This is a genomic window from Nonomuraea sp. JJY05 (assembly GCF_043496855.1).
Lineage (GTDB): Bacteria > Actinomycetota > Actinomycetes > Streptosporangiales > Streptosporangiaceae > Nonomuraea.
The window spans coordinates 214451-237586 of the sequence record NZ_JBIEIS010000013.1 but is presented as its reverse complement, the minus strand read 5'-3'; the positions used below and the strand labels follow the sequence as shown (position 1 = coordinate 237586).

The window sequence follows — 23136 nt, the reverse complement described above, 5'->3', positions numbered from 1 at the left end:
AGAGCGTAGCTGAGCGATTACGTTGGGTTAGCTTTGATGGTGATCGAAAGGCGGCCGGTCGTCTGGGCGGAGGCGAGTTCGGCGGCCTGGGTCGGGGTGGTGGCGAGCACGATCAAGGCGCCGTGGGTTTCGCTCGTGGCCTTGGGCGTCTGCGGGATCGTGATGATGCGTACGTCTTCGGCTACCGCGCGGGCCGGATGGGTTTCCTCCCCGGCCGCCAGGACGGTGATCGTGGCCCCCGGGGTGAGGAGGCTCGCGGTCGCGGCGTCGGCGATGCGGATCGGGGTGACGACCATGCCAGACGGGAGCTGGTACGAGTGGAGCAGGCGCACATCCGTCAGCGGCTCGCCCTTGCGCATGGGGCTCGCCAGAACCTGGCCCGCCGCGGCTGCGCGTACGGCACCTGCGGGTGGATGGTTGAGGGCCGCAGGGGTGAGGTCGCCCGGGCCGAGAGGGCCGGGCGACAGATCGCGGGCCGCGACCAGGACCGTGGGGGCCGGTTGGGGGCGGGTGGCGATGAAGGCCGACAGGACGGCCAGGGCGGCCAGCGCCGCCGCGACGAGGCGGCGACGACGGCCGTAGCGGATCAGCCAGGCCCGGATCACGGCAGCTCGAAGGGGAGCTTGATGCCGTCAAGGGCCGCCCCGCACTGGCAGGTGCGCTCTTCTGGGAGGGCTTGTACGGTCTCCGCCACCAAGGTGCGCATGCGGGTGACGTTTTGCGCGAAGAACTCCAGGACCTCGTCGTGCGTGACGCCCTGGCCGGCCTCGACCCCGGCGTCATGGTCGGTCACCAGGGAGAGCGAGGTGTAGCAGAGGGCCAGCTCGCGGGCCAGAATGGCCTCGGGGAAGCCGGTCATGCCGACGATCGACCACCCGTTGCCCGCGAACCACTGCGACTCCGCTCGCGTCGAGAAGCGCGGGCCCTCGATGACCACCAGAGTGCCGCCGTCGACTGTCTCCCAGCCGGTCGAGCGGGCGGTTTCCACCGCGATGGCACGGCCTGAGGAGCAGTAGGGGTCGGCGAAGGAGACGTGGACCGCGCCGTCCACGTCGTAATACGTCTGGACGCGGCCTGAGGTGCGGTCTACGAGCTGGTCGGGGATGACCATGGCGCCGGGGCCGTACTCGGCTCTCAGGGAGCCTACGGCGCTGGGGGCGAGCACCTGGCGCACGCCGAGCATGCGCAGAGCCCAGAGGTTGGCGCGGTAGGGGATGCGGTGCGGCGGGAAGCGGTGATCTCGCCCGTGTCGGGGGATGAACGCCACCGAACGCTTGCCGATGCGGCCGACCGTGACGACGTCGCTCGGAGGGCCGTAGGGTGTGGCGAGCTTGATCTCTTCCGCGTCGTCGAGCAGCGAGTAGAAGCCGGAACCGCCGATGACGCCGATGTCTGCGCGAGTGACCATGGCCGAGAGAGTAGCCGGATCGGGGACGGACCAGGGCGAGCCGAATTGCGTTCTGTGGATAACTCGATTTCGGCTCGAGGCTTTAGGGGATGGGCCCTCAGGGCGCTGGAAGCTCCGGTGGATCCGAGATGTGCCGGGGTCGGATGTCTGGCGCTGGCAACGGTGGCCGTGCGGGCGGGTTGCCGCCGATGCCGATGTCGATGTGGGCGGGCGCTCTGCGCCCGGGGCCGCGGTGGCACGCGAGGGCGTGCCCGGCTGAGGGGTGATCCAGGCATGTACGAGGCGGGGGCGTGGGCTTGCCCGCCCCGCCGTCGCGTCGGCCAGTCGCGGGTATCGGCCTGCGTGAAAGGGCGGGGTGGTTCGAGGGCGCGTGGGGCAGCCGTGGTACACGGACGGGGGCTGCACGAGGGACGGGGTGACTCCGAGAGCACGTGTGGCAGCAGCGGTGCACGGACCGGAAGGTGGGGTGGTTCCGAGGGCGCGTGTGGCAGCCGCTGCGCAAGGGGTGCGGGCCCGCGCGAGGGGTGGGCGTGGGTCCGGCGCGCGTCTCGCCGCGATCGTGCGCGGATGCGAGCCCTGCGTGAGATGCGCTCGTCTGAGGCGTGTATGCGGGTCCGACCGCATGCACGTGGCCGCGGCGTCGGATGGTGTGGATCCAGCCCGCCCGAGCCCAGCCCCGCCTCTTGCGCGCGGGCACACGCAAACCCACCCAGGTGCCCGTGGCCGCGGCGGTTGGCGCTGGGCGGCCAGGTCCTGGGGGCGCTACTGAGTAAGGGGACTGCCGGTAAGGTCAGTTGGAGGCTGCGGCGGGGGCGGCGGCAGGCGTGGACGTGCTCGTGTCCGAGGACTTGCTCTCCGCGGGCTTCGACGACGACGAGGAAGAAGAGGACGTCGTGGAAGCCGAGGTCGACGACGAGCGGTTGTCGGTCCGGTAGAAGCCCGACCCTTTGAACACGATGCCGACGGCCGAGAAGACCTTGCGCAGGTTTCCCTCGCAAGCAGGGCAGATCGTCAACGCGTCGTCGGTGAACTTCTGAACGACCTCGAGCTGCTCGCCGCAGTCGTTGCAGGCGTACTGGTACGTCGGCACGCGCTCCTCCTTAAGATCTGGCACTCGAGGGATGCGACTGCTAATGGTAACCGATTAGGTCAAACGCCTATTCCAGTCCCCGCTCTCCGTACCAGCCCGCCAGCTTTCCGCTGCGGCTCACGGCGCGCAGGCGGCGTTCGACCTGGTCACGGCAGGAGGCGGTGGTGACCAGGAGGATCTGGTCGTCCACCCTGATCCTGGTATTTCCGGTGGGGACGAAGGATTTGCCGTCCCGCACGACCAGGGTCACCTGCGCCCCGGCGGGCAGGCGGAGCTCGAAGATCTCCACGCCGTGCAGCCGCGAGCCGGGAGGCACCTTGACCTGCAGCAGGTCCGCCTTGAGCTCCTCCAGCGGCGCCGCCTCAACCTCCAGGTCGTGCGCCTCCCCGGGCGCGGCCACCCCGAGCAGCCGGGCCACGAACGGCAGCGTCGGCCCCTGCAGCAGCGTGAACACGATGACGATCACGAAGACCTCGTTGAAGATCTCCTTGGATCCCTCCACGTTCGACGCCCAGGGGATGGTGGCGAGCACGATCGGGATCGCGCCGCGCAGCCCCGCCCACGACAGGAACGCCTGCTCGCGCCAGCTCACCTTGCCCACCCGCAGCGCCCACGACAGCAGCGAGCTCGCCATGACGGAGAGCGGCCGCGCCAGGAGCGCCAGGACGGTGCCGGCGATCAGGCCGGGCACGATGGACGACGGCATCTCGTTGGGGCTGGCCAGCAGGCCGAGCATGACGAACAGCCCGATCTGCGCCAGCCACGCGGCCCCCTCCGCGAATCCCCTGGTCGCCGCCCGGTGCGGCAGCCGCGAATTGCCGAGGATCAACGCCGTCAGGTAGACGGCCAGGAATCCGGAGCCGTGCAGCAGAACGGCCCCGCCGTACGAGACGAATGTGAGCGAAAGCACGGCGAGCGGATAGAGGCCGGAGGCGGGGAGCGCGACGCGGCGCAGCGCGTACGCGCCCGCGGGACCGACGGCCAGGCCGACCGCGGCGCCGATGATCAGCTCGACGGAGGTCTCGAGGAGGAACGTTCCCAGGGACGCCGAGGAGCGCCCCGCCCCGCTGAGCAGCATCACGGCGATCACCGTGGGGGCGTCGTTGAAGCCGGACTCGGCCTCCAGCACGCCCGCCAGCCGGGGCGGCAGCGGCAGTCTGCGCAGCACGGAGAAGACGGCGGCGGCGTCCGTGGAGGCCAGCACCGCGCCGAGGATCAGCGCCGTCGTCTGGTCTAGGCCGAGAAGTGCCTGTACGGCCAGCGCCACCACGACGATGCTGACCGTGACGCCCACGGTCGCCAGGATCAGGGCCAAGGGCACTGAACGCCGCACATGGGACCAGTTGGTGGTAAGTCCACCTTCTGCCAGGATCACCGCCAGCGCCGTCAGGCCGATCTGCTGAGCGAGCTGGGGGTTGTCGAAGGGGATTCCGAACCCCGCCTCGCCCAGGAGCAGGCCGAAGCCGAGGAACACGAGCAGGCTGGGCAGGCCGGTGCGGTGCGCGAGGCGTACGGACGCGATGGCCGCGATGACAATTGCGGCACCAAGAAGAAGCCAGACATCTAGTGTCATCTGGCCCCCTCTCGTACCTGCGGTCACATAAGCCTAGTGAGTCCCTCTGGGGTCGCGGCAAAACGGACGTGCCGATCATGAGGCTCCGCCGGGATGCCGTCGATCAGCTCGCCGTCGTGCAGCAGAGCGACAGTCGGGACATTGGGGCCCACCCTGGCCAGGGCACGATCGTACGAGCCGCCGCCCCGTCCCAGACGTACACCTGTCGTCCTGTCCACCGCCAGGGCCGGGACGATCACGAGGGCGGCGGTGCGGATGGCGTCGACGCCGCGGCGGGTGTCGACCGGCTCCATGATCCCGAAGCGGCCCGGGGCGAGCGAGTCCGGCCCGTCATACACCGCCCAATCCAGGTCATTGTCCTCAAGCAGGACGGGGAGGATAACGGTGGCCCCATGTTTCCAGAGAGCGAACACGAGCCCGTGCGTATCCGGCTCCGACCCCGTTGACCAGTAGCAGGCCACGAGACCGGCCATCTGGACCCACGGCTGGTCGAGCAGCGTTTCGCGAATCTTGATGGAGTTTGCCCGCCGTTGTTCGGGGGAGAGGGAGGCACGTGCCGAGCTCAGCTCACGACGCAGGTTCAGCTTGTCCACAGATACCTCCACTAGGGTCTACTCATGGCTGACTTCGACCCTGTGACGAAAGCCGTCGTGCCCGCCGCGGGTCTGGGCACCCGGTTCCTTCCGGCGACCAAGGCGACACCGAAGGAGATGTTGCCCATCGTCGACAAGCCCGCGATCCAGTATGTCGTCGAGGAGGCAGCCTCCGCTGGGCTCCTCGACGTGCTCATGGTCACCGGCAAGAATAAACGCTCCATCGAGGACCACTTCGACCGCGCGTTCGAGCTGGAGGAGGCCCTCGAGGCCAAGGGCGACGAGCACCGGCTGTCCCAGGTACGCGAGCCGGCCTCGCTGGCGACGCTCCACTACGTACGCCAGGGCGAGCCCAAGGGGCTCGGCCACGCGGTGCTCTGCGCCAAGCAGCACGTCGGCGGCCACCCCTTCGCCTGCCTGCTCGGTGACGACCTGATCGACTATCGCGATCCGCTGCTCAAGCGCATGATCGAGGTGCGCGACACGTTCGGGGGGAGCGTGATCGCGCTGATGGAGGTGCCCAAGGAGCAGGTCTCCCTGTACGGCGTCGCGACCATCGAGGCCACCGCCGACGCCGACGTCGTACGCGTGACCGACCTGGTGGAGAAGCCGCCGGCCGACGAGGCGCCGTCCAACTGGGCGATCATCGGGCGTTACGTGATCGACCCGGCGGTGTTCGAGGTGCTGGAGAACACGCCGCCGGGGCGCGGGGGCGAGATCCAGCTCACCGACGCGCTGCGCACGCTCGCCGGACGCGGGTCCGGGGACGGCGGGCCCGTGCACGGGGTGCTGTTCAGAGGGCGCAGGTACGACACCGGTGACAAGCTGGACTATTTGCGGACGGTGGTGAAGTTCGCGGCGGGCCGGGAGGACCTGGCGCCCGATTTCGTGCCGTGGCTGCGGGAGTTCCTCGATGAAATCGGTTGACGAGCATCTGGCTGAGATCCTGGCCACTGTTCGTCCGCTGGCGCCGCTGGAGCTGGAGTTGGAGCAGGCGCTGGGGGCGACGCTGGCCGAGGAGGTGGTCTCGCCGGTGCCGCTGCCGCCGTTCGACAACTCGGCCATGGATGGCTATGCCGTACGGGCTGCCGATATTTCGGATGTTCCGGTTACGTTGCCGGTGACGGACGATGTGGCGGCCGGGTCCCAGGAGCTGCGGGCCGTGGGGCCCGGGCACGCCGTACGGATCATGACCGGCGCTCCCATGCCGGCCGGGGCCGACGCCGTGGTGCCGGTGGAGTGGACGGACGGGGGGACGGTCACCGTACAGATCTCCCGCCCCGTGAGCGCCGGCAACGCGATCCGGCGGGCGGGGGAGGACGTGCAGGCCGGCGAGGTCGTGCTCAAGCCGGGCACGGTGATCGGGCCCGCCCAGCTCGGGATCATCGCCGGGGTGGGGCGGCGGCGGATCTGGGCGCGTCCCCGGCCCAGGGTCGTCGTCATCTCGACGGGCGCGGAACTGGTCGAGCCGGGTGGTCCGCTGGCTCCCGGGCAGATCTGGGACTCCAACAGCTTCACCCTGACCGCCGCCGTACGGGAGGCCGGAGGTGAGGGGTTCCGGGCGGGGTCTGTCGGGGACGATCCGGGCGTACTCCTCGATCGGCTCGACACCCACCTGATGCGGGCCGATGCGGTCATCACCAGCGGTGGGGTGTCCATGGGGGCGTACGAGCCGGTCAAGGAGGCTCTGTCGCCGCTGGGGACGGTCCGGTTCGAGAAGGTGGCGATGCAGCCGGGGATGCCGCAGGGGTTCGGCGTGCTGGGGGAGGACCAGGTGCCGATCTTCGCGCTGCCCGGCAATCCGGTGTCGTCCTTCGTGTCTTTCATGCTGTTCGTACGTCCGGCGCTCGACAAGATGCGCGGGCTCCCCGCGGACCTGCCGCAATCGGTGACCGCCCGCCTGACCGGGCCGGTGCGCTCGCCTGCCGGGCGGCGCTCGTTCCTGCGCGGCGTGCTGGCTTCGGACGGCACGGTATCGCCGGTGCACGGGCAGGGCTCCCATCAGCTCGCCGCCCTGGCCTCGGCGAACGCGCTGATCGTGGTGGCGGAGGACGTGACCGAGATGCCCGAGGGGGCGACTGTCGAGGTGATCCGGCTGTGAGTGACTCGGGGCTGACCCATGTGGATGGGACCGGTGCCGCTCGCATGGTGGACGTCTCCGCCAAGGACGTGACGGCTCGCACCGCCACGGCGACCGGGCGGGTGCTGCTGTCGGGTGAGGTCGTGGAGCTGCTGAGGTCCGGCGAGGTGCCCAAGGGCGACGCGCTGGGCGTGGCGCGGATCGCGGGGATCATGGGGGCGAAGCGGACGCCCGACCTGATCCCGCTCTGCCATCCGATCGCGTTGCACGGCGTGAAGGTCACGCTGGACGTCGAGGACTGGGGTGTGGCGATCACCTGCCGGGTGAAGACGGCCGACCGCACCGGCGTGGAGATGGAGGCGCTGACGGCGGTGTCCGTGGCCGCGCTGGCGCTGATCGACATGGTCAAGGCGGTCGATCCGGCGGCGGTGATCACCGATGTGCGGGTGGAGGAGAAGCTGGGCGGCAAGACCGGCCGCTGGACCAGGGAGCCGGAATGATCCGCGCACTCGTGATCACCGTGTCGAACCGGGCGTCGGCCGGGGTTTATGCGGATAAATCCGGGCCGCTGCTCGTGGACCTGCTGCGGCGCGATGCGGGCTGCGAGGCCGTGGAGGGTCCCTTGGTGGTGCCCGACGGAGAGCCCGTGGAGGCTGCGCTCCGTGACGGGGTGGCGCAGGGCTACGACGTCATCGTGACCACCGGGGGCACCGGGCTGACGCCCATGGATCTGACCCCGGAGATGACGGCCCGAGTAATTTCTCGGGAAATTCCTGGCATAGCCGAGGCCATTCGGCTGGCGAATCGGGAAAAGGTCCCGACCTCGATTCTGTCCCGAGGGCTGGCCGGCCAGGCGGGCGACACCTTGATCGTTAATTTGCCCGGATCGTCGGGTGGCGTACGCGATGGCGTCGCCGTACTTGCGCCGATTCTCCCGCACGCGGTCGATCAGATCCGGGGCGGCGATCACCCGCGCTGATCGCGATTCCCTGATGCGTGGCGACATCGTGCCCGATGGGGGGATGATGAGAGTGTGGATCGACTTCGTGGCTGGCCGGTGACCCTGAACGAAGGTCCGGTAGGCCTCCGGCCGCTGCGGCTGAGCGACGTGCGCGTGTGGCGCGAGACCCGGCTACGAAACGCCGACTGGCTACGTCCCTGGGAGCCCAGCAACCCCGAGACACCGCTGTTCAGGACCGGGCTCGGCCCGTACGTCTCCATGGTCGGCACCCTGCGCCGCGAGGCCCGGCAGGGCTTGGCGATGCCGTGGGTGATCACGTACGGAGGGCGCTTCGCGGGGCAGCTGACCGTGGGCGCGATCGTGTGGGGGGCGGCCCGTTCCGCCCAGGTCGGCTACTGGATCGACGGCGCGCTCGCCGGGAAGGGGATCACCCCCACCGCCCTCGCCATGGCCGTTGACCACTGCTTCTTCACCACGGGGCTGCATCGGCTGGAAGCGAACATCCGCCCCGAGAATCAGGCCAGCCGCCGGGTGGTTGAGAAGCTCGGATTCCGGGAAGAAGGCATTCGGCGGCGCCAACTCCACATCGACGGAGCCTGGCGCGACCACATTTGCTACGCGCTGACCGCTGAGGACATTCCTGGCGGTCTGCTCGTGCAGTGGCGTCGCGCGCGTGAGTCAGCTGCTCACGGGGGGCCTTCCGTCGAAGAGGTTTGACGATCTCGCGACACACCGCACCGAATGCTCGTCAATTAGTGACACGCGGTCTTACGGTGCGTGACGTGAGCACATTGAAGGCGCGACAAGCACACTCGCGTCTTTGTGCTGCCCGGAGGTGCCCATGAGCAGCGCCTTCCTCTATCTGGTCATCGTCGTAATGTGGCTTTGCGTCCTGATCCCGATGTGGCTGCGCAAGGACAAGACAAACCTGGCCGAACTGGCAGAGCTCGAAGAGCACTACACCGGTGAACACCAGCTTCCCGATCTCGACAACCTGGACCCATCGGACGCGGACGAGGACGACGGGTCGGCTCCTGCCGAGGTCGAGAAGGTAGATGTGCGCCAGTTCCGGCTCCGGCGCCGCGCCATCATCGTGGCCCGCCGGCGGCGGCTGCTGTTCTTCACTACCCTGCTGGTGCTGGCCTCTGTCGTGACGGCCGCGGTCCAGATGATCCCGTGGTGGGGCGTGGCCCCCTCGGTCGTCATCATGTTCGCGTACATGGCCTTTCTCCGCATCGCCGTACAGGTCGATAGGGAACGCCGCGAACGGGCCCGCCAGGCGCGCGCTGAGCGCCTGCGGCGAGCACGCGAGCGGCGGCGGGCCGCGGAGGCGGCCGCCCAGGCTGAGGTCATCGATCTCACGGCGCTACAGGCGGACGTCCTCTTCGATCAGTACGCCGAACCGCCCAAGAGGGCGGTGGGTGACTGAAACGGTGGCGCGAGGACCCCTGAGAGTTTGCTAATCTGGTCGAGTCCTTGGGGATGTAGCGCAGTCCGGTAGCGCACTTCGTTCGCATCGAAGGGGTCAGGGGTTCGAATCCCCTCATCTCCACCAGGGGCTGTTCTTGAAACGGCTGGACTGAAGTTGACGGGATCCCGTCCGATCATCTGAATCGGACGGGATTTCGTGTTTTCCGAGGTCTTCGGATCGTTGGGCGGGCTGGCTCTGGCTCGTTTGGCGTTCGTGGCGAAGGGCGCTGGTGGTGTTGAGCCGCTGGGAGCGCGTGGAGGGCTGGCGGCCGGGCGTGCGGGACCGGTCGGTCGGAGTAGTGCTGTCCGGTTGTCGGCCAAGTGGATCAGGCGCCTGGTGGCGGTCTGCCGGATGTTGCCGGCGGTTCTCGATCCGGTTCTTGTGCATCGAATGCGTAGGTGTCCTCGGGCGGAGGCTCGTGGTGGTCGTGGGCTTGCCGCCAGGCGAGCAGGATGAGTTCGTTAGCGGTGGCGACCATGAGTGCGGCGAGCAGGGTCTGGGCGACGCGGCCGTGGGCGAGGCGATTCTTGGGGTCGCCGAGGTCGATGTGGTGCCCCTTGAGGCGGCCGTTGACGCCCTCGGTGTTGGCTCGGACGGGCTTGTAGGTGTCCTGCCAGGCGGGGGTCAGATCGCGCGTATCCTGGCGGAACTTGTCCTTGGCACCGAGATCGTCAGGGCGCAGGGCGATGGTGGTCTGCCGGCAGATGCGCGAGGCAGGCCAGGTTGCCGTCGATGAGCAGTGCGCCGTGGACGCTGCCTTGGATGCCGCGTTGGTCCTGCTTGTAGTCGAGTGCCAGCTTGAAGCCCAGGGTGCGGGCGGGGTCGGCGAAGTGTTCGACGGCGGGGGTCGTTTCGCAACCAGGTCACATCCGGACGCTGGCCGATAGCGGCGCCGGTGCCTTCACTTATTCGTCAGGCTCACGCCGATGAGCTTGATGAGGAACCGATCGATCTGCTCTTCCAGAGGCGGCCACGCCAGGCCCGGTTCGTTCACCCGGATCGACACGGCGCCGTGTACGGCTGCGCGCAGGTCGAGCGCGAGGGTGGCGGCGTCGTCAGGGGGCGCGAGCCCCGCGTCCATGCACCGCTGGACGGCAGCCGTGGTGCGCACCGCCAGCTCCTCCTTGAACACCAGGCGCATCCGCTGGTTGAGCGTGCTCTCGTGCAGCACTTTGTACAGGCCCGCGTGATCGCGGACCCACGTGCCGAGGTACAGCAGGCGCGCTCGTAGCCGGGCCACCGGGTCGCCGTGGACGGACTCCGCCTGATCCAGGTCGGACATGAGGCCGTGGGTGCACTGCTCCAGGGCGGCGAAGACCAGGGCGTCGCGGTCGGCGAAGTGGATGTAAACCGAGGTCGCCGCGATGCCCACCTCGCGCGCGACGGCGCGCAGGGACAGTGCCTCATCGTCGCCCAATTCATCGAGCATCAGCAGCGTGGCATCGATGATGTCGCGGCGCAGTCGTTCCCCCTGGCCTCGCCTGTTGCGGCCCCGCGCGGGCGCGGGCGAGGCCGAAGAGATGGCATCCATGGCCCGTATTGTATTGCGCCGACCGTTGCCCTACAGTCGTAGCCCTACGATTGTAGGGCTACATCCGTTAACTTAGCTGGGGAGATCATGAAGTCGGGGCTTGAAAGCAACAAGCAGACCGTTCTGGCCTTCTACGAGGTGGGTCTGAACCAAAAGGACTTCGAGGCCGCGTCGAAGCTCATCGGCGACCGGTACGTCCAGCACAATCCCCGCATCGCGGACGGCATCGAGGGCTTCGAAGCCTTCATCGGCCGGTTGCGGGCGGACTTTCCCGCGCTGCGAGCCGAGGTCAAAAAGATCTTCGCCGATGGCGACTTCGTCATCGCACACGTGCACGGCATACGCGTGCCAGGGCAACTCGGCACGGCCATCGTCGATATTTTCCGGCTGGACGAGAACGGCAAGATCGTCGAGCACTGGGACGTCATGCAGCCGGTCCCCGAGACCGCCGAGAACCAGAACGGGATGTTCTAGCCGTGACCACCACGATCGGCACCAGGCGGCATCCCGCCGACGCGGCTCTGCCCGACCCCCGGCGCTGGTGGGCGCTGGCCACGGTCGCCACGGTCCAGCTGATGGTCGGCATCGATATGACGATCGTGAACATCGCGCTGCCTTCCGTGCAGCGCTCACTCGACCTGTCCGACCCGGCCCGCCAGTGGGTGATCACGCTCTTCGCGCTCTGCTACGGCGGCTTGCTGCTGCTCGGGGGGCGGCTGTCGCAGTTGATCGGCCGCAGGCGGATCCTGCTGGCCGGGCTGATCGGCTTCGCCGCGGCCTCCGCGCTCGCCGGCGCCGCAACCGACCCAGCGATGCTGCTCACCGGCCGGGCCCTGCAAGGCGTCTCCGGCGCGCTGCTCACCCCGGCCGTGCTGGCCACCCTGGCCACCGCCTTCCCCTCACCCACCGAGCGCGGTAAGGCGTTCGGCATCTACGGCACCGTGATGGGCAGTTCCTCCGGCCTGGGCGTGCTGCTGGGCGGAGTGCTCACCGACTACCTCGACTGGCGCTGGTGCATGTACGTGAACCTGCCCATCGCGGCCCTGGCCGTGGCGGGGGTGTTGTACGCCGTGCGCCCGTCCCCACGTGCGGCAGGCGCCCGTATCGACGTCACCGGTGCGGTCCTGGCCACCGCCGGCCTGATGGCCCTGGTCTTCGGGTTCGCCCAAGCCGAGCCCGACGGTTGGAACGCGCCGACCACCTTGGGCCCGCTCGCTGCCGGAGCTTTGGCGCTGATCGCGTTCGTCTGGGTCCAGGCCCGGGTCAAGGGGCCGCTGCTCCCGCTGCGGGTCGTCCTGGACCGTCCTCGCGGCGGCTCGTACCTGGCGGTGTTCGGCCTGGCGGTGGGCATGTTCGCCGCGCTGTTCTTCCTCACCTTCTACCTGCAGAACGTGCTCGGCTATTCTCCGATCCAGGCAGGCCTGGGATTCCTGCCGCTGACCGCCGGTCTCATGATCGGAGTTCGGGCGGTGAGCCCGCTGATAGCCCGCGTCCCGGTGCGGGCGCTGCTGTGTCCCGGACTCCTGACGATCGCGGCCGGGCTCGCCCTGCTCGGCTTCCTGCGGGCCGACAGCGGTTACTGGCTCCACGTACTGCCGGTGTTCCTGCTGGTGGGGCTGGGTACGGGATGGGTACTCGTCACCGCCAACAGCACAGCCACCCTCGGCGCCGGTGCCGACAGCGCCGTGGCGGGAGCCATGGTCATGACCTCACAGCAGATCGGCGCGTCCTTAGGCACTGCGCTGCTCAGCACGATCGCCGGGTCGGCTGCGGCCCGTCACTTCGGCCACACGCCGGCCGAGACCGCCGTCCACGGCTTCAACGTGGCCAGCCTCGGCACGGCCGGGTTCCTGTGCCTGGCCGCACTCGTGGTCTTCTTCGTCACCGGTCCGCGCAGACCTCAGCTCTGAAATGTCGCGGAAGACGGTGGGTTGTGGGCGTGTGGTGCCTCGTCGACGGCGACCTGGCTAGCCCCTGCCTGGAGTGGTCCAAGCACCCCGAATACACCCGGATCGGCCCCGGACAACCTGCCGCTGCTCTTGGAGAACCGGTAACCGGCGACACCTTCATCCACGACGTCGTCGTCCGATCCCTCCACCCGTGGACCACACCGCCACACCTGGGAAACGATCAACCCGATCCTGGGAAGCGATCACCGAGCAAGGCCCATCACCGCTGTTCAGCCGTACTCGTGAACACCCCACCTAGGGCCGTTCTTGAAACGGCTGGACTGAGGTTGACGGGATCCCGTCCGATCATCTGAATCGGACGGGATTTCGTGTTTTCCGAGGTCTTCGGATCGTTGGGCGGGCTGGATCTGGCTCGTTTGGCGTTCGTGGCGAAGGGCGCTGGTGGTGTTGAGCCGCTGGGAGCGCGTGGAGGGCTGGCGGCCGGGCGTGCGGGACCGGTCGGTCGGAGTAGTGCTGTCCGGTTGTCGGCCAAGCGGATCAGGCGCCTGGTGGCGGTCTGCCGGATGCTGCCGGCGGTTCCCGATCCGGTTCTTGTGCATCGAATGCGTAGGTGTCCTCGGGCGGAGGCTCGTGGTGGTCGTGGGCTTGCCGCCAGGCGAGCAGGATGAGTTCGTTAGCGGTGGCGACCATGAGTGCGGCGAGCAGGATCTGGGCGACGCGGCCGTGGGCGAGCCGATTCTTGGGGTCGCCGAGGTCGATGTGGTGCCCCTTGAGGCGGCCGTTGATGCACTCGGTGTTGGCTCGGATGGGCTTGTAGGTGTCCTGCCAGGCCGGGGTCAAGTAGTGCGGGTCCTGCCGAAACTTGTCTTTTGCGCCGAGGTCGTCGGGGTGCAGGGTGATGGTGGTTTGCGCGCAGATGTGCGCTGGGTCGCCCTTGCTGCGAGGAGGCCGGAGGGGTTCGCCTGCGGGCAGGATGACGGTCGGCTTGGCAGCGCCATGGGCGGCGCGCTGGCGGCTGTTGGTCAGATCCACCGCGGTGGGTGGCGCCGCCGGGGCGCGGTGAAGACGGTTGAAGCGGGGACAGGTCACCGAGGGGGAGGTGCCGGCGGCCGGGCATTGCAGCCGGATCCGCCCGTGGGCGTCGGCGCCTTGTTTGAGCTTGAGCCAGTAGGGCTCGCGGGCGGCGATCAGCTGGGTGAGCTGCTCGGGCGGGGTGCGGATGGTCTGGTCGTCCAGATCGGTGGTGGCCTGGGCCAGCCGCTCGGGCATCAGAGGACAGGCCAGGTTGCCGTCGATGAGCAGGGCGCCGTGGACGCTGCCTTGGACGCCGCGCTGATCCTGCTTGTAGTCGAGCGCCAGCTTGAAGCCCAGGGCGCGGGCGGGCCGGGCGAAGTGATCGGCGGCCTGGTCAGTGTAGGCGCGGTCAACGGCGAGGATGCCGACCGGCAGACCAAGCGGGAGGAAGCCCTGCAGGGTGGTGATCGCGTTCGCGCCGATGCGCTTGTGTGGGGTGTCGATGACCAGGCCGAGCGCCAACTGCGGGAAGTGACCTCGAGTGGCGCGGGTGCGGGCCGCGGTGGCCAGGGTGGCGCTGTAGCCGAAGGTGGGCGGGCCGTCTCCGCCGGAGTAGTGCCAGCCTGCGGCGATCGCGAACAGTCCCGGCTCTGCCTGGGTCAACCAGCCGGCCGTCACCAGCTTCTTGAGCCGGGCTCGCGTGGCCTCCACCCGACCTCGCGCCTGTGGTTCCCCCAGCGCCTGGGCCACCTCCTTGGCGCGCATCGGCCGGCCCGCGCTGGTCATCGCTGCTACCACCTGCTCGTCAGTCCCGGCCAGGTCGCGCCGATCCGACGATGCTCGGCCACGGTGCGCAGCCGACTGCGGCGGATCCGGGCGCCGGTTCTGATCGGCACGGGACTCGTTCGCGTCTTGCGCAGCGGACTCTTCGACGAGCAGCGGCTCGATTACCTTGCGTGCGATGGACAGCTCGCTCAGCCGCTCCTCCAGCGCTGCCACCTGCTCACGCAGATCAGCCAACTGTTGCCGGGCCGCAGCTTCATCTGCCGTCAAACGCTCCAACAACGATGCCATGCCCGCCTTCGATCACGGCGACCACACTCACCCGGCCCGCAAACTCTGCGAGTGCAAACAGTTGCAGAGACCTTGCAGATAGTAACTGTAGATGGTGGTGTGTCGCCGGTGAAGACAGATGCGCAAACCTCAGCGTGCAAAGTGGCCAGCTCGGCCAGCCTCTGCGGCGAGGTCGCCAGGCGCGTCCTTCGGGGAGCTTTGCTTCGTCCGGCTTCGGCGCTACTGGCACCCTGGAGCCGCAGATAGGTGCTATCAGCAGGCCAGCGCGGGAGGCTGCCCGTCCCGGACCTCATACAGGTGCGCGACGGAAGCTGCATATGGCGGCGGGCCGCGTACGTGCTCAGGTGTCAGCCGGATGCCCGTACAACGTTCGGCCAGCGCCCGAACTCGACGGGACAAGGTAGGTCATCATCGAGGAGTCCTCAGGTCGGCTGCTGGCCGTGCAAGAACGATGCTCCGGCCGTACGGAAAGGCCGACCTCGTGGACCGATGTGACCGCATCCGGCTGGACGGACGCAACCCCGAGGCGGCCCAGCACGATCGTGGTCGGCAACTGATGTGAGCGGAAGGGCTGCATTGTTGGCAGGTACTTGGTCTGCCCCCTTCTGGTCCCTCTCGATCAGGGCTCGTCGCCGTCGGCCAATGCCCGCAGCACCTTGGCCTGCTCGACGTCGGTGCCCTCGGCCCGCATCCGGGCCGCCTCCTCGGCGGTGAAACCCGCCGCGCGCCAGGCCGCCACCTCGTCGATCGGCACCCCGGCGCGCCAGAACTCGGCCATCAGGGAAGTAGCGTCCTGCCCCGAGGCGAGCACCCGTTCGGCCTCGCGGGCGGACAGACCGAGCGCTCCGAAGACCCGTGCCTGTCCCGCCTCGATGCCGCGTTTCGCCCACTCCACCGCGTCGGCGCCCGTCCAGCCCGCCTCCACGTAGGCGCGTGCCTGGCCCGCCGGGATGCCCGCCCGCAGCAGCTCCCGCATGCTGCCGGAGCGCTCCTCGTCGGCGAACGCGTCGCCCGGCTTCTCGCCCCGGTGCAGCAGCCGCCACAGCCAACCGCGCGGGTGCGGGCGTTCCCCGGCGAGGTGCCGGTCCGCCGCCTCCTCGGGCGGATAGCCCAGTTCCCGCCACCGCACCGCGTCCCGCGGCGTCATGCCGGCCCGCAGCCACAGATCCACGGTGTACGGGGTGGCTCCGGCGGTGCGCCACGGCCGCGCGTCGGCGGCGGTGTAGACGCCGGCCTTGCGCCACCGCTCGGCGTCGTTGATCGAGAAGCCGTCCTCGATCCACTGCCGGGCGTCGGCGATGGTGAAACCGCGTTCCCGCCACTCGTGCAGCGGCTCGGGGCTCGGCTCTTCGGCGTACTCCGTCGTCATGACGCTCCTTTCGCCGGCAACCGCCGCGGCGCGTCCGCCGGGAGGCGGGCCACGGACGCCCAGTCGGGCGCGTGCCCGCCGTCGCCGATCAGGCAGATCACCACATGCGCCGCAGGGCGCTGCTCGGGCCACGGCGTCTCGCCGTCGGTCAGCACGATGACCAGGTCGGGACGGGGCCGCAGCGCCATCGCCGCGGCGATGCCGGCCCGCATGTCGGTGCCGCCGCCACCGGCCAGTTCGATGTCGCTCGCCCGGCGCACCACCTGGACGGGGTGGGGGTGGACGTCGCAGCAGAACGCCCGCAGCCGCCGGTTCGGCCCGGTCACGCCCTCGATGATCCCGGTCACCTCGGCGAGCAGCCGGTTCAGCACGTCGTTGGTGACGCTGCCGGAGGTGTCGATCACCAGCACGGTGTCCGGGACCGCGCGCACCATCGACGGCGGCACGATGTCGGTGTAGGCGCCGGCGCGGCGCGACGGGCGGCGATAGCTGAAGTCGACCTGCCCGGCCACCGTGCTCACCCCGCGCCGGATCGTCGCGCCCAGGCGGGCCCGCCAGTTCACCGAGGGGCGCAGGCGCTCCTCGGCCCAGCGGCGCCATCCCGACGGCACCTCGCTGCGCGCGCTGATCCGGTCCTGGATGCCCGCCGCGATGGAGCGTTCGAGCAGTTCCCTGTCGAGCTGGGTGAGCCCTTCGCCGGAGCCGCTGTCCTCGTAAGTGCGCTCCCGGCCGTCCACCGCGCTGCCGCAGTCGATCGCCTCTGCCAGCGCCCGCCCGCCGCGGCCCATGGCCCGGGCCAGCACGTCGAGCATCGGCACGTATTCCTCGGCGGTGCGGTTGACCGGAAGGCCCAGCTCGGCGGGCGACACCACGCCCGCCGGGGCGCGCAGGTCCTCGGCCTCCAGGTCGTCGTTGATCTCGGCGTCGGCGGCCTGGTTCCAGCGGTGGGCCTCCTCGTCGCGGACCGCGCCCGCGGCGTGGCTCACCTCCTGGCCCGGCTCCGGCTGCACTGGCGAGCGGGCCGCGTGGCCACGCACCAGATGGCCCACCTGGTGCAGCATCCACCAGCCGACCTCCTCGACCGGGGTGGCCAGCGCGGTGCCCGGTTCCACGTACAGGTTCCACCGGGTGTCGGCGGGAAAGGCGCGGAACTCCTGGTCGGCGACGGGCGCGCCGGTGTCCTCGTCCAGGGCCGGTTCCAGGATTACCGGATTGAGGGCGAAGACGGCCGACGCGAGGTACGGCGCCTGGTGCGCCGCCCACAGCCGTGCGGCGGCGATCCGGGCGCCCACCGCCTCCTCGTAGGCGGGAGCGAGGGGGCCGTCGGCGCTCATCGCATGAGCCCCGCCGAGCGCAGCACCGGCGCGAGTTCGAGCATCGTCTTGGGCAGGGTCGCGCCCTCGGGCCGGGAGCGGGCCAGCGACCGGGCCGCGGTCGCCGCCACGTCCGGCGCGGTGCGCGCGACCCGGGCCACCACCGCCCACGCCCGCTCCCAGGTGCCGGCCGTGCCATCCGAGTGCACGTAGGCCACCACCGCGCCGAGCAGGGCGTGCAGCCGGTCGAGGCGTTCGGGCAGGCGGGCCTGGGGGTCGTTCAGCAGGGTCTCCGGATCGGGCAGGTCAAGGTTGCGGCGCCAGGAGAGCAGTTCGAACCCGGCCGCCTCGCCTACCGCGCCGACCACCAACTCGGCCAGGACCGGCTCGCCGGAGCCCATGTGGTCGAACGCGGCGACCGCGCGGGCGGCCATCTCCCAGCTTCGCGGGCTGGGCCAGCCGCGGCCCGCCCGGTCGGGGCTGTCTGGCACCGCCAGCACGAGTTCCGGCCGTACCCGCAGGAACGCCCCGACCAGCGCCCGCGCGCCGGCCACCTCGGTGGGCCCGGCTGTGTCCTTCACGTCGAACTCCGGCACGGGGAAGCCGCCGGCGAAACCCTCGGCGATGTCGTCAGCCGAGACGGTCCAGTTCAGGTGGATGAGCCGGTTGGCCAGCGGCGCGGACAGGTCCCAGCCGTCGGCGGCCTGGTCCGGCGGGTTGGCCGCGGCCACGATCCGCACCTCGTCCGGCAGCACCAGGTCGCCGACCGTGCGCTCCAGCACCACCCGCAGCATGGCGGACTGCACGGCCGGCGGCGCGGTGGTCAGCTCGTCGAGGAACAGCAGGCCGGCGCCCTCGGCGGCGAGCCGCTCGGCCCATCGCGGCGGCGCGAACCAGGTGCTGCCGTCACGCAGCACCGGCAGCCCGGAGAAGTCGCTCGGCTCGCGGATCGAGCCGACCACCACCTCGACGGGCAGGCCGACGGCCGCGCCGAGCGCGGTCACCGCGGACGTCTTGCCGGTGCCCGGCGCACCCCAGAGGATGACCGGCAGATTGGCCGTCACCGCGACTGCGAGAGCTTCTCGTGTCACTGATGGCAACGCCATTGTTCGTCCTCCTCGCTGGCCGCCCGGACCGTTTTCGGGAAGCGCGTATCGGAACGTCAAGCCGTGATCGGTGATGTCCAGTGTGTCGGGTGTGTGTGCGGGCTATTCCTGGCTGCGGAACAGGCCCCGGCCGCCGTACTTCTTGTGCACCGCCTGCTTGCTGATGCCCAGAGCGGCGGCGATCTCGGTCCAGCTGTTGCCCTGGGTACGGGCCCGGCGGACCGTCACCGCCTCCAAACGCGCCATCTCACGGCGGAGCTCGGGGACGGCGGCGAGTGAGCTGATCGGGTCATCGGCGTTCACTGCCTGGGCGAGCACTGCGATCGGTCGGCCTCCATGTCGTCATCCTAGGTTGACGATCGGCTGAGTGTCAACCTAAATTGACGTCGGGTGGACATCGTGTCCGGCCGGCGCACGAAAAAAGGCTCAGTGATCGTTCGGTAAGACTTGCCGTGTCGCCGGGGTGGTGCTTGATCGTCTGGATATAAACAGGTTCCGTAGACAGGCCTCCCGCATTCCGGGTGGCATCTTCCTGCAGGGGGTCGGAAATGATGAGGAAGTATGCAATATCCGCCGTAATCGCGACAGTATTGGGGGGTGCGCTGGCGGTCGGTGCCGGGGGCGGCGCCGCCGAGGCACTCTCTTGTAAGTCGACATGCAAGTCGCACAAAATGTGCGACTTGCACAAAATACGCGACTCACACAAGAAATATCCGCCGGCAAGCAAGTGTCACAAAAAGACCTTCTCCGAGACCAACATCGTCCATATCGTCAAGTCCTAACCGGGCACACGTTCAAGCAAGCGATCTGGATCGGTAGCTGTTGCCGAGTAAGAAACCACCCCGCATCGCGCTAGGGTGTCTGCTGGCCCTCGCCGTCGTCATCGTGTCCGGCGGGGGCTGGTGGGCCCACCGCGGTCTCAGCGTGCAGGATCACCTCGAGGTGACCAGGCACGCGCTGTCTCGACTGCGTGACGTCGTGAATGCCGGCGACCCGTGGGCCTTGGCGGGGCCGCTGAGCGAGGCTCGGCAGAGCGCGGCGGAAGCGCAAGCGCTTACTGCCACGCCTGACTGGGCCCTGCTCACGCACGTTCCCATGGTCGGAGACGTGGCCACGGTCGCCCGCGGGCTTGCCGAGGCCGCCGCGGAACTTACCAACGTGCTGGTCGGCATCCAGAAGAGCGCGTCCCCGATCGCGGTCGATATGCAGTCCGTGAGCGACATGCGGCGGCTCCTGCCCAGCCTCGAAACGATGGCGCCGAGGCTGAACGAGGCGCGTAGCCGCCTTGCCCGAGCGAGGGCCCGCCTTGCCGCCACCCCCGCGGCCACCCGTCTGGAACGGGTGGATCAGGCGCGCGCCACGGCCTTGCGGGAGATGGACAGGCTGCAGGGCTGGCTGGACGCCGCAGCGACCGCGGCCACCGTACTTCACCCGATGCTGGGCGGCGATGGCCCGCGCCGCTATTACCTGGCCTTCCAGACCAATGCCGAAGCACGCGGAACCGGCGGCCTCGTAGGCGCGTTCGGCATTCTCGAAGCGAAGCACGGCCGGATGTCCATCGAACGGCTGGCCAGCAATGCCGACTTTGACGACCCGTCCGCCCCCGTCGTCGACCTCGGCCCTGCCTACCGTGCGCGTTACGGGCTGGATGCGGCCAGGATGCTGTCCATCTCCAATCTCTCCCCGCACCTTCCCCACGCCGCGGCCATCTGGACCGGAATGTGGGAACGGCAGACCGGCCAACGGCTGGACGGCGCCATCGCCACCGATCCCGTCGGTCTGGCGTACCTTCTCCGGGCGATCGGCCCCGTCACTCTTCCTGGCGGCGAGAAGGTGACCGCCGGCAACGTCGTAGACCTCACTGAGCGGGAGGCCTACGCGCGTTATCAGAAATCCGCGGCGCGGAAGAGATTCTTGATCAGGATTGCGCTGGCCGTCAGCGAGAAACTGACGAATTCTCCCGCCGAGCCGGCCGAATTGCTGCCCATCCTGTCCCGGCTGGTCAAGGAGCGGCGCGTGCAGATCTGGAGCCGCAGGGACGCCGAGCAACGGTACCTGTCGGCGACCCCGCTCGGCGGCGTGCTGCCGGAGTCACCCGGGCCGTTCGCGGGACTGGTGGTCAACAACTCGGGGGGCAACAAGCTCGACTACTACTTGGAGCGCTCTCTCACCTATGAGTTGGGGCCCTGCCACGACGGTCTCCGCATCACGAGAGTGCGGATCAGGCTCGACAACGATGTGCCGAAGCAGTTCCTGCCTACGTACGTCAGCGGTCGGCTTGACTCGCCGCATCGGCGGCATGCTGTCGGCTCCAACCTCCTATGGGTGTCGCTGTATGCCTCAGTCGGCACGAAGCTGAGCGCCGCGTGGCTCGATGGCGACCGGGTGCCGGTCGTCCGCGAGGACGAGCGATCCCATCCGATCTACTCCAAGATGATCGAGTTCGCCCCGCGACAGTCGCGGACCTTGGAGCTCGAACTGGTGGAGCCGTATTCCGCTGCGCCGCCGCAGATCCCGGTCCAGCCGCTGGTTCGTCCGCAGCACACCGAAATTATCCAGGATCCTCGGGGCTGCCCTTCATGACGAGTCAGGCACCATGGTTCGCTCATTCAGGGCGGTGAGCATAACCCCGCTCAACGATCTGCGCCTATCCGCCGTCCATACCAGAGAAACCGTTCGCAGTGAACTCACTAGAAGATCTTTCTGCCACCGGACACCCTTGCAGACCTTGATCGCCCACTAGGGTGTCAGCGCATGAACACGGATAACTGGTTGGAGGACACCCGGGCCTCCTATGACACGGTCGCAGTCAGCTACGCCGACCAGATGCGCGAGGCGCTGGACGAGCACCCCTACCTCCGGGCAACTCTGGCGTTGTTCGCCGAGTTGGTCCGCACCGCAGGAGACGGACCGGTAGCTGACGTTGGTTGCGGACCTGGGCACGTCACGGCTTACCTGCAGGAGTTGGGCCTCGACGCGTTCGGCATCGACCTTTCTCCCACGATGATTGAAGTGGCCCGACGTGACCACCCCCATCTACGGTTCGAGGTGGGGTCGATGACCGATCTCCACCTCCCAGACGCTTCAGTCGCCGGCCTGCTCGGTTTCTGGTCGCTGATTCATGTCCCCCACGACGCGGTTCGCACGGCCTTCGACCACTTCAAGCGAGTGCTACGACCCGGCGGGACACTACTGCTCGGGTTTCACGTCGGTGACGAGTCACGGCTGAAGACCCGAGGTTACGGCGGGCATCCCATGAAAGTTCACGTTCACCTGCGCCAGCCCACTCAAGTGGCGGGATGGCTACGCGATGCCGGGTTCACGGTCAAGGCCCAAATGCTGCTCGATCTGGACGGGAGTGCTCCAGGGGCAGTCCTCTTCGCACGCGTTCAAGAGCTCTGAGAAGGCGCCAAGATCTTCAACACGCTGACTTGACAGGGAACATCATCGAGACCGGCACGGAATCCTACCGGCTGGCCCAGACCCGCGCTCAGGCCGCCGCCACCGTCGCGGGCAAGGCCGCTGGCTGACCTTTTCCTGGCTCGTCCTCGACAACGCCTGGCCCGCCGCTGGGAGGAGCGGGTCAAAATGCAGCGCCCGCAGCGAAGCGAGGACGAACGATCTTGACGCGGGACGAGCCGCGGCGATCGTCGCAGCGTCGAGGAAGAGCCCCAGCGACCAGCCAGCAGCCCCATCATGACCACGCTCGAACGTACCCTCGCCAAAGCCCTCATGGAGATCGTCATCGGGCTTGATCTCAGCGAAGACGACGCCATCGCCGAGGCCTCGATGCAGTTGCTGGAGCCGGTGATCACCCTCCTGCAGGACCTGTCCGAGCAGGACCGGCAAGCCCTCGCCGGGCTGATCAACCAGTTCGCCCAGGAGGAAACCGACCCCGATTGGCATCTGACGGCCTGGGAAACACCCGAAACCCTAGGCCTCCTGGTCTGATCGATGACCTGCGGTGCACCCGTTGTGTCCGCAGCGGTCACCGGTCTTGAGACTAAGCCGGCTCCGGCGCGCAGGTCTGGGTCGTATCCGGCGATGAATCGGGTGATCTTCACCAGGGATGTTGCTCCGCCGAGCACGGCGAGCAGGGATAACGCCAGCAGCGGGCCGAGCCGGTAGCGGCGTCCCCGGCGGCTGCGCGGGTCGGGTACCCCATCCAGGATCTCGGCCAGGGTGGGCAGATCGAGCAGGTCGGTCGGCGGGTTGGCGACGGTGACGTGCTCCAGGTGGCGGGCGAGCACGTCGATCGGGGATGATGGCACGCGAACGCGGCCCCCTGTTCTTGATCGACTGGCGTAGACACCCAACGATCATGAGGGGTCGCGTTTGTCATCTGCAGCCCGGGGTTCCCTCAACCACCCGCCCGTCTCAGGCCCTTGTGCGTTCCACCAACCGAGAACGCTTCAGCCCTGACACCGGCCCAGTGAAATACGAAGACCCAGTTATTCCCCATGTCGGTTCTTGCGATACTCGCGGACTGCTAGAACGCTGGCAAGCACAAGAATCGCAATAATAGCGGCTGACGGTGCAAGCACGTCCGCACCCCTCTTTCCATCAGTGATGGAGAGCACGATGCGAATGGGAAGCATAATTAGGGCAAGCAGGGCCACCTTCCACCAAATCAAGTCTTTGAA

Annotated in this window: 22 protein-coding genes, 1 tRNA gene and 1 pseudogene; 12 read left to right on the top strand and 12 right to left on the bottom strand. The window is 68.7% G+C overall.

Translation table 11 applies throughout. From position 1 onward, the window contains the following. Window positions 1–17 precede the first annotated feature (17 nt). The 5 genes from ACFKCF_RS22670 to ACFKCF_RS22650 form a co-directional block, all read right to left on the bottom strand. On the bottom strand, window positions 18–605 hold the full coding sequence (locus ACFKCF_RS22670; RefSeq protein WP_394496381.1) for an RcpC/CpaB family pilus assembly protein: 588 nt from the start codon (window positions 603–605) through the stop codon (window positions 18–20). Beyond that, window positions 602–1408 (bottom strand): S-methyl-5'-thioadenosine phosphorylase, encoded by an 807-nt coding sequence (locus tag ACFKCF_RS22665; protein WP_394496380.1) that lies wholly within the window; start codon window positions 1406–1408, stop codon window positions 602–604. Before ACFKCF_RS22665 ends, ACFKCF_RS22670 begins: the two co-directional genes overlap by 4 nt. 790 nt (window positions 1409–2198) lie before the next feature. Continuing rightward, a complete protein-coding gene (locus ACFKCF_RS22660; RefSeq protein WP_394496378.1) occupies window positions 2199–2498 on the bottom strand; it encodes an FmdB family zinc ribbon protein in 300 nt (99 codons plus the stop codon). 67 nt (window positions 2499–2565) lie between these two features. Further along, window positions 2566–4071, bottom strand: coding sequence for a potassium/proton antiporter (locus tag ACFKCF_RS22655; protein ID WP_394496376.1), 1506 nt, complete (start codon window positions 4069–4071; stop codon window positions 2566–2568). Window positions 4072–4094: 23 nt separating this feature from the next. Then, window positions 4095–4664, bottom strand: a complete 570-nt coding sequence (locus ACFKCF_RS22650; RefSeq protein WP_394496375.1) for a 5-formyltetrahydrofolate cyclo-ligase — start codon at window positions 4662–4664, stop codon at window positions 4095–4097. Between the two features lie 24 nt (window positions 4665–4688). Here ACFKCF_RS22650 and galU point away from each other — a divergent pair, with 24 nt between their 5' ends. The 7 genes from galU to ACFKCF_RS22615 all read left to right on the top strand — a co-directional run bounded on the left by galU (window position 4689) and on the right by ACFKCF_RS22615 (window position 9260). Further along, window positions 4689–5591, top strand: coding sequence for a UTP--glucose-1-phosphate uridylyltransferase GalU (gene galU, locus ACFKCF_RS22645; RefSeq protein WP_394496373.1), 903 nt, complete (start codon window positions 4689–4691; stop codon window positions 5589–5591). Next, window positions 5578–6765, top strand: coding sequence for a gephyrin-like molybdotransferase Glp (gene glp, locus ACFKCF_RS22640; protein WP_394496372.1), 1188 nt, complete (start codon window positions 5578–5580; stop codon window positions 6763–6765). Before galU ends, glp begins: the two co-directional genes overlap by 14 nt. Next, window positions 6762–7244, top strand: coding sequence for a cyclic pyranopterin monophosphate synthase MoaC (gene moaC, locus ACFKCF_RS22635; protein WP_394496370.1), 483 nt, complete (start codon window positions 6762–6764; stop codon window positions 7242–7244). The genes glp and moaC overlap by 4 nt, the downstream gene beginning before the upstream one ends. Then, window positions 7241–7723, top strand: a complete 483-nt coding sequence (locus ACFKCF_RS22630; RefSeq protein WP_394496368.1) for a molybdenum cofactor biosynthesis protein B — start codon at window positions 7241–7243, stop codon at window positions 7721–7723. Before moaC ends, ACFKCF_RS22630 begins: the two co-directional genes overlap by 4 nt. 54 nt (window positions 7724–7777) lie before the next feature. Further along, a complete protein-coding gene (locus ACFKCF_RS22625) occupies window positions 7778–8422 on the top strand; it encodes a GNAT family N-acetyltransferase (RefSeq protein ID WP_192788162.1) in 645 nt (214 codons plus the stop codon). Window positions 8423–8546: 124 nt separating this feature from the next. After that, entirely contained in the window at window positions 8547–9134 is a 588-nt protein-coding gene (locus ACFKCF_RS22620; RefSeq protein WP_394496367.1) for a hypothetical protein, read from the top strand. A gap of 49 nt (window positions 9135–9183) precedes the next feature. Further along, a tRNA-Ala gene (locus ACFKCF_RS22615) sits at window positions 9184–9260 on the top strand. Window positions 9261–10077: 817 nt separating this feature from the next. Here ACFKCF_RS22615 and ACFKCF_RS22610 read toward each other — a convergent pair. Continuing rightward, the gene (locus tag ACFKCF_RS22610; RefSeq protein ID WP_394496365.1) at window positions 10078–10707 is read right to left on the bottom strand and encodes a TetR/AcrR family transcriptional regulator; all 630 of its coding nucleotides are present in this window, start codon (window positions 10705–10707) and stop codon (window positions 10078–10080) included. 87 nt (window positions 10708–10794) lie between these two features. Here ACFKCF_RS22610 and ACFKCF_RS22605 point away from each other — a divergent pair, with 87 nt between their 5' ends. Further along, on the top strand, window positions 10795–11181 hold the full coding sequence (locus ACFKCF_RS22605) for a nuclear transport factor 2 family protein (RefSeq protein WP_394496363.1): 387 nt from the start codon (window positions 10795–10797) through the stop codon (window positions 11179–11181). Between the two features lie 2 nt (window positions 11182–11183). After that, entirely contained in the window at window positions 11184–12617 is a 1434-nt protein-coding gene (locus tag ACFKCF_RS22600; RefSeq protein WP_394496361.1) for an MFS transporter, read from the top strand. A 537-nt stretch (window positions 12618–13154) separates the two neighbouring features. Here ACFKCF_RS22600 and ACFKCF_RS22595 read toward each other — a convergent pair. The 5 genes from ACFKCF_RS22595 to ACFKCF_RS22575 form a co-directional block, all read right to left on the bottom strand. Continuing rightward, the gene (locus tag ACFKCF_RS22595) at window positions 13155–14705 is read right to left on the bottom strand and encodes a hypothetical protein (protein WP_394496359.1); all 1551 of its coding nucleotides are present in this window, start codon (window positions 14703–14705) and stop codon (window positions 13155–13157) included. A gap of 619 nt (window positions 14706–15324) precedes the next feature. Beyond that, the gene (locus ACFKCF_RS22590; RefSeq protein WP_394496358.1) at window positions 15325–16074 is read right to left on the bottom strand and encodes a hypothetical protein; all 750 of its coding nucleotides are present in this window, start codon (window positions 16072–16074) and stop codon (window positions 15325–15327) included. Continuing rightward, entirely contained in the window at window positions 16071–17408 is a 1338-nt protein-coding gene (locus ACFKCF_RS22585) for a VWA-like domain-containing protein (RefSeq protein WP_394496357.1), read from the bottom strand. The genes ACFKCF_RS22590 and ACFKCF_RS22585 overlap by 4 nt, the downstream gene beginning before the upstream one ends. Next, window positions 17405–18493: an AAA family ATPase gene (locus tag ACFKCF_RS22580; protein WP_394496355.1), complete on the bottom strand. Its 1089-nt coding sequence runs from the start codon at window positions 18491–18493 to the stop codon at window positions 17405–17407. The genes ACFKCF_RS22585 and ACFKCF_RS22580 overlap by 4 nt, the downstream gene beginning before the upstream one ends. 102 nt (window positions 18494–18595) lie before the next feature. Continuing rightward, window positions 18596–18817, bottom strand: a complete 222-nt coding sequence (locus ACFKCF_RS22575) for a hypothetical protein (RefSeq protein ID WP_394496459.1) — start codon at window positions 18815–18817, stop codon at window positions 18596–18598. Between the two features lie 600 nt (window positions 18818–19417). On the opposite strand from ACFKCF_RS22575, the gene ACFKCF_RS22570 reads away from it, so the two are divergent. From ACFKCF_RS22570 to ACFKCF_RS22560, 3 genes are all read left to right on the top strand, one after another. After that, on the top strand, window positions 19418–21076 hold the full coding sequence (locus tag ACFKCF_RS22570) for a DUF4012 domain-containing protein (protein ID WP_394496354.1): 1659 nt from the start codon (window positions 19418–19420) through the stop codon (window positions 21074–21076). A gap of 171 nt (window positions 21077–21247) precedes the next feature. After that, entirely contained in the window at window positions 21248–21895 is a 648-nt protein-coding gene (locus ACFKCF_RS22565; protein ID WP_394496353.1) for a methyltransferase domain-containing protein, read from the top strand. 294 nt (window positions 21896–22189) lie between these two features. Then, window positions 22190–22444: a hypothetical protein gene (locus ACFKCF_RS22560; RefSeq protein ID WP_394496463.1), complete on the top strand. Its 255-nt coding sequence runs from the start codon at window positions 22190–22192 to the stop codon at window positions 22442–22444. A gap of 77 nt (window positions 22445–22521) precedes the next feature. Here the strand turns inward: ACFKCF_RS22560 and ACFKCF_RS22555 are convergent. Then, window positions 22522–22743: pseudogene (locus tag ACFKCF_RS22555) on the bottom strand (transposase family protein); the annotation flags it as partial. Window positions 22744–23136 lie beyond the last annotated feature (393 nt).